The sequence below is a fragment of the Nonomuraea sp. NPDC004354 genome, assembly GCF_053602555.1.
On sequence record NZ_JBSGDV010000001.1, the window covers coordinates 1,217,561 to 1,225,425 of the forward strand.

Annotated in this window: 6 protein-coding genes and 1 pseudogene; 3 read left to right on the top strand and 4 right to left on the bottom strand. The window is 72.6% G+C overall.

Translation table 11 applies throughout. The features are described 5' to 3' along the window. Window positions 1–38: 38 nt before the first annotated feature. Window positions 39–488, top strand: coding sequence for a PH domain-containing protein (locus tag ACWENQ_RS05695; protein ID WP_354910262.1), 450 nt, complete (start codon window positions 39–41; stop codon window positions 486–488). A 187-nt stretch (window positions 489–675) separates the two neighbouring features. Here the strand turns inward: ACWENQ_RS05695 and ACWENQ_RS05700 are convergent, their stop codons facing one another. The 4 genes from ACWENQ_RS05700 to ACWENQ_RS05715 all read right to left on the bottom strand — a co-directional run bounded on the left by ACWENQ_RS05700 (window position 676) and on the right by ACWENQ_RS05715 (window position 5,902). Then, window positions 676–1,962 (bottom strand): hypothetical protein, encoded by a 1,287-nt coding sequence (locus ACWENQ_RS05700; RefSeq protein WP_452412970.1) that lies wholly within the window; start codon window positions 1,960–1,962, stop codon window positions 676–678. Window positions 1,963–2,130: 168 nt separating this feature from the next. Continuing rightward, on the bottom strand, window positions 2,131–3,420 hold the full coding sequence (locus tag ACWENQ_RS05705) for a dicarboxylate/amino acid:cation symporter (RefSeq protein ID WP_449921062.1): 1,290 nt from the start codon (window positions 3,418–3,420) through the stop codon (window positions 2,131–2,133). Window positions 3,421–3,517: 97 nt separating this feature from the next. Beyond that, the gene (locus ACWENQ_RS05710; protein WP_452412990.1) at window positions 3,518–3,601 is read right to left on the bottom strand and encodes a putative leader peptide; all 84 of its coding nucleotides are present in this window, start codon (window positions 3,599–3,601) and stop codon (window positions 3,518–3,520) included. Between the two features lie 201 nt (window positions 3,602–3,802). Then, window positions 3,803–5,902: a glycosyltransferase family 4 protein gene (locus tag ACWENQ_RS05715; RefSeq protein WP_452412971.1), complete on the bottom strand. Its 2,100-nt coding sequence runs from the start codon at window positions 5,900–5,902 to the stop codon at window positions 3,803–3,805. Between the two features lie 291 nt (window positions 5,903–6,193). Here ACWENQ_RS05715 and ACWENQ_RS05720 point away from each other — a divergent pair, with 291 nt between their 5' ends. Together ACWENQ_RS05720 and ACWENQ_RS05725 are read left to right on the top strand one after the other, a co-directional pair. Beyond that, window positions 6,194–7,564 carry a PIG-L family deacetylase gene (locus ACWENQ_RS05720; RefSeq protein ID WP_452412972.1) on the top strand — a complete coding sequence of 457 codons (1,371 nt, stop codon included), beginning with the start codon at window positions 6,194–6,196 and terminating at the stop codon, window positions 7,562–7,564. A 68-nt stretch (window positions 7,565–7,632) separates the two neighbouring features. After that, window positions 7,633–7,865, top strand: a pseudogene (locus ACWENQ_RS05725) (IS982 family transposase); the annotation flags it as partial.

The following is a 7,865-nucleotide window of genomic DNA, read 5'->3' on the forward strand; positions in this document are numbered from 1 at the left end:
TTGGTCACCACAACCCCTGCCACCCAGCGAGAGCCGAGATGCCTGAGCCTGTCAGTCCCCCGCCCCTGCCCCTCACCTGGCGGCCGGTCAGGGCGAGATTCGTGGCGTACGGCTTCGCGGCTCTCGTCGTGGTCGGCGCGGTCGTGATGGCCGTCCTCATCGCGGAGCCGTTCCAGCTCCCCGACAAGATCGCGATCGTGGCCTTCGGCTGCGCCGTCGCCTGGGTGCTGCACCGGCTCGGCCGGGTCAGGGTCGAGGCGGACGAGGAGGGCATCACCCTGGTCAACGCGCTGCGCACGCACCGCTACACCTGGCCGGAGGTGCTCGACGTCACCCTGCTCGAGGGCGACCCGTGGCCGAAGATCGACTTCTCGGACGGCATGACGGTGGGCGCGATGGGCATCCAGGGCAGCGAGAAGGCCCGCGCCCGCCGCGCCACCGCCGAACTGGCCGCGCTCATCAGGGCCAAGGGCGAGGCCCGGGAGTAGGCGCCGCTCGGCGGCCAGGGTCGCGCGGGAGTAAGCGCCGGCCCAGGGACAGCCCGCTCGCCGGTCAGGACCGCGCGGGGTAGGCGCCGGCCCAGGGATAGCCCGCTCGGCGGCCAGAACCGCGCGGGGTAGGCGTCAGTCCAGGGCCCAGGCCCGCTCGGCGGCCAGGACCGCGCGGGGGTAGGCGTCAGTCCAGGGCCCAGGCCCGCTCGGCGGCCAGGACCCTGGCGACCTCGGCGGGGAGCGCGTCGCGGACCTCGACGACGCCGTTCTCCTCGCGCAGCACGGTCACGATGCCGGTCACCAGCTGCCGCCTGCGCAGCGCGTCCAGCGCCCGCACCTCTCGCTCGGCGGTCAGCGTCTCGGGCGCCGGGTGCCGCTCGGGCTCGGATCCCGGCGCGGCCTGCCCGTGCTCGGCGAGAGCCACCGGCTCGTGCGCCGCGGGACCGGCGGCGTAGGAGGTTGCCTGCCGCTCGGGTGACGCGGGACCGGCGGCGAAAGGGGTCATCTGCGGATCAGGTGACGCGGGACCGGCGGCGTAGGGGGCTGGCTGTGGCTCGGGCGACGCGGCGACGGCGGCGTACGGCGTCGCCTCGCGCTCCGGCGACGGAAGGTCGGCGGCGAGCGGAACGGCCGGGACCGGGTCGGCGGCGGGGGAGGCGATCGGGCGCCACTGCCACAGCCGGTAGCTCAGGCCGGGATGCGGCCGCTCGACCAGCTCGCCGAACGACAGCTGGATGGTCGGCAGGCCGTCCGGGTTCAGCCGCCTGGCCATCGCCACCGAACTGCGCAGCTCGTTGAGGTACCGGCTGCGGTTGCCCTCGTCGGTGTCGAGCAGCCAGGTCGGCGGGCGCGTCATCAGCCGCTGCCGCAGGTCGCCGAGCAGTTCGGCCAGCCTCACCTCGTGCTCGTGGTCCAGCGGCCACTCCTCCTCCGCCTTCGGCGGGGCGGGCGGCAGGGGCGCCTCGGCCGAGCCGAGCACCCTGGTCGAGACCCAGTCGTGCAGCGAGGACCTGGCCTCGACCGTCTCCACCGGCTTGGCGTCGCCGTCCAGGCCGTCGGGACGCAGGTGGAGCGCGGGGTCGAAGACGTCCCTGATCGGCCAGAAGCGCAGCAGCCGCTCGGCGTTGTGGGCGTACAGGTGCAGGCCGTACTCGAAGAAGGCCGGGCCGATCAGCACGCTGCGCCCCGAGCCGGCGAACATGTACGGCGTGACGGCCACGACCCCCGTCTCCGCCACGCAGCGGGCGTCGGCCACGAGCTTGCCGTGCCCCTCCCACGGTGGCGGCGGGCCGTCCCAGACCTCCACCCTGACGCGGCTGTGCTCGGCACTCGCGTAGAGGTAGATCTGACGGTCGAGTTCGGCCATGTGAACCCGGGTGTCGACGCCCTGGAGCCCGCTCACGCCGCGCAGCATGAACTGCCCGTAGGTGAGGGGGACCTCGTCGTCCAAGGTGTCCAGCAGGTGGGCCATGCGCGTACTCCGGATTTCACAGTGGGGATCGGATGAATGTACCGGAATTCAGGGAGTTTGGCCTGACCGGGGCCCCTGTTGGAACATTTCTGGAACATGAGAAGACGGGGCGGCCCCGGTGCGGGGCGCCCCGTCTTCCGCTGTGGACGGGTGTGTGGAGAGGGCGGGTCAGGCGATGGCGGGCTCGCCGGAGGCGCGCGGCGTGCTCGCCGGAGCCGACTCGAGCGGCTGCGGGGGCGCGTTGAGCACCGCCTCGTCGAGGCGGCCCTCGCCGCGCGCCACCAGGACCGGCACCACGATCTGTCCCGCGACGTTGGTCGCCGTGCGGATCATGTCGAGGATCGGGTCGATGGCCAGCAGCAGGCCGACGCCCTCCAGCGGCAGGCCCAGCGTGCTCAGCGTCAGCGTCAGCATGACGATCGCGCCGGTCAGGCCGGCCGTCGCGGCCGAGCCGACCACGGAGACGAACGCGATGAGCAGGTACTCACCGATGCCCAGCGGGACGTTGAAGACCTGCGCCACGAAGATCGCGGCCAGCGCCGGGTAGATCGAGGCGCAGCCGTCCATCTTGGTGGTCGCGCCGAACGGCACCGCGAAGGAGGCGTAGTCGCGGTCGACGCCCAGGCGCTCGATCGTGACCTTCTGCGTCAGCGGCAGCGTGCCGACCGAGGAACGGGAGACGAAGGCCAGCTCGATCGCGGGCCACGCGTTGCGGAAGAAGGTGATCGGGTTGACCTTGCCGACGACGGCGAGCAGGGTCGGGTAGACGGCCAGCAGGACGATGAAGCAGCCGACGTAGACGCCGAGGCTGAACTTGGCCAGCGGCGCGAGCAGGTCCCACCCGTAGGTGGCGACCGACTTGCCGATCAGGCCCGCGGTGCCGATGGGCGCCAGGCGGATGACCCACCACAGCGCCTTCTGGACCAGCTCCAGGACCGAGCGGCTGAAGGCGAGGAACGGCTCGGCCTTCTCCCCGACCGCCATGGCCGCCGCGCCGAGGACGATCCCCAGGAAGACGATCTGGAGGACGTTGAGCTCGGTGAACGCCGTGACGATGTTCGTCGGGATGATGCCGGTGAGGAAGTCGACCCAGGTGCCGACGCTCTCGGGGGCCTTGGCGCCGGCGGTGCTCAGGGTGACGCCCTGGCCGGGGTTGAGGATCAGGCCCAGGCCGATGCCGACGATGACGGCGATCAGCGCGGTGGTGAGGAACCAGAACAGCGTCTTGCCCGCCAGCCTGGCCGCGCCGTTGACGTTGCGCAGGTTGGCGACGCTGACCACCACCGCGGTGAACACCAGCGGCGGCACGGCCAGCTTGAGCAGCTGGACGAAGATCTTTCCGACTTCGGTGAGGGTGTTGGCCAGCCAGGCCAGGTCCCAGACGCGGGCGGCGAAGCCGAGGGCCACGCCGACGACCAGACCCAGCAGCAACTGCAGGGAGAACGAGAATCTCTTCACGATGAGGAAGGCTCCGAAAGACGGCATGCCGAAATGGCGGCACGCGGAAGGGGGGTGGGTGAGGGGGTCGGGCGATCGAGCGCTCGTCAGAGCGCGATCAGCGACAGAGGGAGCCGGTCAGACGACAGAGATCGATGTGCAGCCGCTCAACGAGCCACACATACAGGACAGAAAACCTCACGAGATCAGTAAACCGTAATGAATCGGACAGTATTCCGACTGTAGAAGTGATCTACCTCACAATGCAACCCCTTGTGAGGGGAGGAGTTGATACCAGGCTCGCGCGTGTCAGGCGGCCTCCCGCAGGCCGGCAGCGCGCCAGGGACATGGCAGATCCGCCCGACGGCAGGAGCCGGGGCGCCCTTGCTTGTCGCGGGCGCGCTCAGCCGGCCGTGGCGGTGGTGATCTGGACGGACAGCTCGTTGGTGGCCGTGTAGGCGGCACGGGCGAACGCGTCTCCGACGAGGTGCCGGGGGTAGAGGTCCACCGCCCTCCGGTCGGCGATGTCGTCGCAGAAACGGCCCAGCCGGATGGGACCGCCCCGTTCCGCCGGGCACAGGTACAGATCCCACGTCTCCTGCTCCTCCCGCCGCGCCGCCACCAGCCGCTCGTACGGCACCGAGCAGGTGAACCGGCCGTCGAGGTAACTCTGGGCGGGCAGGACCAGCTCTCCTTGGGCCGCCTCGCCCGGGCCCCGCGCCGTACCGCGGCGCAGGGCGAGCAGGGTCAGCGGGCCCTGCGGCAGGTTCACCAGCAGCCCGTGGACGGTGAGCCTGGTGGGGGCGGACAGCAGGTCCGTGACCTCGGCGTGCGTCGTCCGGACGTGGACGGCGATCGACAGCTCGCCCTTCTCGGTGGCGTAGGGCGTCCACGTCTCCAGCGGCCGGTGCCGGTCGGGCAGGGCGTTGACCAGCACGCGCGTGTCGCACAGGCCCGCGACGAGGCGCCGCAGCCGCTGGCCGGGCCGGGAGAGGTAGGCATCCCAGCGGCCCTCGGCGAGGCGGTTGCCGGCGCGCTCGAGACAGGTCTGTCCCGCGGCGTCCAGCGGCAGTGTGATCGCGCTCGTCGAGCCGCGCCGGCGCAGCCGCACCGACCAGTTCGCGGCGTTCCTGGGCGGCAGGCAGCCGTCGGCGAGGCGGATCGTCAGGCCGCCGTCCGCGTGCGCCAGGCAGTGGACGACGATGGGCTCGTCCGTCCCGCGTGACCGCCCCGCCCCGCCTGACGAGAGCGCCGGCGCGCCGAGCCTCGCCAGCCACCGCCTACCCCGCGACGGCAGCGACCGGGCGCGCGTGAGGATGCCCGTCCCACCCGGCTGGGTCCGCGGCCCGCCGCGTGGCGGTCGCACGTGCTCGGCGAACAGCCGCTCGTAGCGCAGGGCCACCTCGGCGGGATCGAACCTGCGCGCGCTGCTCAGCGCCGCCGCCCCCATCGCGCGGCGCAACGGCTCGTCGTCGATGAGCCGCAGCAGCGCGTCGGCCATCGCCGAGGGCGCCGCCTCGCGCACCAGCAGCCCGTCGACGCCGTCCTCGATGATCTCGCCGGGACCGAACGGGCAGTCGACGCTGACGACCGGAACCCCGCACCGCATGGCCTCGACGATGGTCATGCCGAACGACTCCAGCTTCGACGACACCGCCGCGATCGAGCCCTTCGCCCACTCGGTCTCGATGGGGGAGCGCGCGCCCATGAGGAGGGCACGGCCGTTGAGCCCGAGATCGTCGATCAGCTCCTGGAGCGGCTCGGCCTCCGTGCCCTTGCCGTACAGGCGCAGGCTCCACTCGGGCCGCTGCGCGGCCACCTTGGCGAAGGACTCGATCAGCAGCTCGTACCGCTTGACCGGGGTCAGCCGCCCGGCCGCGACGATCACCTTGGTGTCGAGCGTGGCCGGCTCGATCCCCGGATCGGGGACCCCGTTGGGTATCGACACCACGCTCGTCCGCGTCAGGGGCATCTTGGCCCGGTAGACGGCCGCGTCGCCCTCCGACATGGTCACCAGCACGTCGAGCGCCGCACAGTGCTCGCGCAGCTCGGCGAGCGTTTCGGGGCTCTGCCCGTCGTGGATCAGGTGTTCCTGGCCGACCTTCAGGTAGCGGTCGGTGCCGTAGCGGGCCAGGTAGGCGATCAGGCCGGGACGGGTCGCGACGACCACGTCGGCGTCGCAGGCGGCCAGGTAGGCCGCCATGCGCTCGTCGGTCAGCAGCGAGCAGCGCGCGTAGCCCTTGGCCTCACCCTTGGTGTAGCCGGCCGACGGCTGCGCGTGGCGCGGGTCCGCGCCCGCGAAGGCAGGCGAGTCGGCGCGCAGGTCCACCAGGTCGCGGACGGCGACGCGGCGGTCGAGGGCGAACGCCGGGTCGCCGGCGGTCCGCAGCAGGCTGACGATCTCGACCTGGTGTCGTTCGGCCAGCGCTCCGGCGAGGTTGACGGTGGACCGGATGGTCCCGCCGATTCCGTACAGGTTCTGGATCAGAAAGACGATCTTCATCGGTCTCCCATCGCCGCTGAGCTGCCGCCGGAGGACTGTCCCCGGTGCGACGGCTCGCCCATCGTGCCCGCCTCGGCCGGTTCCGCCGCGCAGGCCGGGCAAGGTATGACGCGGCCTTGGCGAGGGCTTGACACCCTGATGCGCGCGGCATGCCGATCTGGGGCCTCCGGCAAGGACGTCCCCGCACATCGGAAAGTCGGCGGGGCGGCGTCCTCAGGGGCGGGACGATCGGGCGGTCACCGGGAGTGTGCGCGGCGGGCGGGGGCCGCCGCGCGAGGGAGGGGCCGCGCCGTGAAGAGAGCCGTGACCGCGCTGGTGTGCTGCGGGAGCCTGCTGGCGGGCCCGGTCGCCGGACCGGCCACCGCCACGAGCGGCCCTGTCACGAGCGGCCCCGTCACGAGCGGCACCGTGGCGCGCGGCGCCACGGCGTGCTCCCGTACCACGCTGGTCTCGGTCGCGCACCAGGACGACGACCTGCTGTTCGTCAATCCCGCCATCGCCGGCGACCACGACGCGGGCGCCTGCCTGCGGGTGGTGTACCTGACGGCGGGGGACGACGGGCGCGTGGACGACTACGTGCGCAGCAGGGAGGACGGCGTGCGCGCGGCCTACGCCGTCATGGCGGGCGCGGCCGACGCCTGGCGGCGCTCCGACCTGCGCGTGGGCGGGCGCTCCATCCGTGCCTTCACCCTGGACCGCCCGCCTGCCGGTCGCGGTGAGATCCAGCTGCTGTTCCTCGGCCTGCCCGACGGCCACCCCCGGGGGCGGGGAAGCGCGAGCCAGGGACGGCAGAGCCTGCTCAAGCTGTTCCGCGGCGACATCGACCGCATCTCCACGGTCGACGGCACCGCCCGCTACGACGCGGCGGCGCTGGTCGCGACCCTGCGCCGGCTGATCGAGCGCTTCCGGCCGGACACGATCCGCACGCTCGACCACCACAGCACCCGGCTCGGGTTCAGCCTCACCGAGCCGGTGGACCACAGCGACCACGCGGTGACCGCGCGCTACACGCTGCTGGCCGCCCGGCAGGCCATGGCCGCCACGCCCGGCCTGCGGCCCGCCGTCGTCTTCTACCGCGCCTACGGCATCTCGGCGCTGCCCCCCAACCTCACCGCCGCCGAGCAGGCCCGCAAGAGCGCGGTCTTCGCCGCCTACGCCAGGCACGTGTACTGCAGGCCGGGCGTCTGCCCCGCCCCGCCCGCCACGCTGGCGGCCGGCGACCGCGACTGGGTCGCCCGGCAGTACCGGCGGGAGGCCCCGGTCCCCGCGCCGGGCGCGATCGTCTCGTGGATGGGCACCACCAGCACCCCCAACGACGACACGGCCACCGCTCGCTGCCTGGAGGTGGGGCCGGGGCGCGGTGCCGTACGGACGCATGCCTGCGCGGGGAGCCCCGCCCAGGGGTGGTACGTGCTGGGCGCGAGCCTGCGCAGCGCCCTGACCGGGCGCTGCCTGTCGGCGGGCCGGGTGCCGGTCATGGACGACTGCGACGGCGGACGGGACCAGCGCTGGAACCTCTCGCCGACCGGCCGGATCGGCACGGCGGCGGGCTGCCTGCACCAGGACGACCTGCTGGCCCGCCACGCCCGGCTGCGGGTCGTCCCCTGCGACGGCAGGCGACCCGAGCAGCGCTGGTCCCACGGGGAGCTGGAGGCTAGATGATTGATTCCAAGGGCTGAGGATTCCGAGTCTGGCTGCGAACATGCAGCGAGGGTGTCCAAGATCCGTGTGTGACGACAGAACTGAACACCCTCGCCACCGCACTGTACGTGAAGATCGACGATCAACTGATCGCTTTCCCGGACCTCGCCCCCGAACGCCCCCAGATCGGTATCCAGCCCATCCTGAGCGACGCCGAACTGGTGACACTGGCGGTGATGTCGGCGCTGCTCGGCTTCACCTCCGAGCGGCGCTGGCTGCGCTACGCCCGCGCTCACCTGACCGGGATGTTCCCCTACCTACC

Bases quoted from the DNA above. Each gene is read 5' to 3' on its own strand.
- ACWENQ_RS05695 (WP_354910262.1), top strand. From the start codon at position 39: ATGCCTGAGCCTGTCAGTCCCCCGCCCCTGCCCCTCACCTGGCGGCCG.
- ACWENQ_RS05700 (WP_452412970.1), bottom strand. From the start codon at position 1,962: ATGGCCCACCTGCTGGACACCTTGGACGACGAGGTCCCCCTCACCTAC.
- ACWENQ_RS05715 (WP_452412971.1), bottom strand. From the start codon at position 5,902: ATGAAGATCGTCTTTCTGATCCAGAACCTGTACGGAATCGGCGGGACC.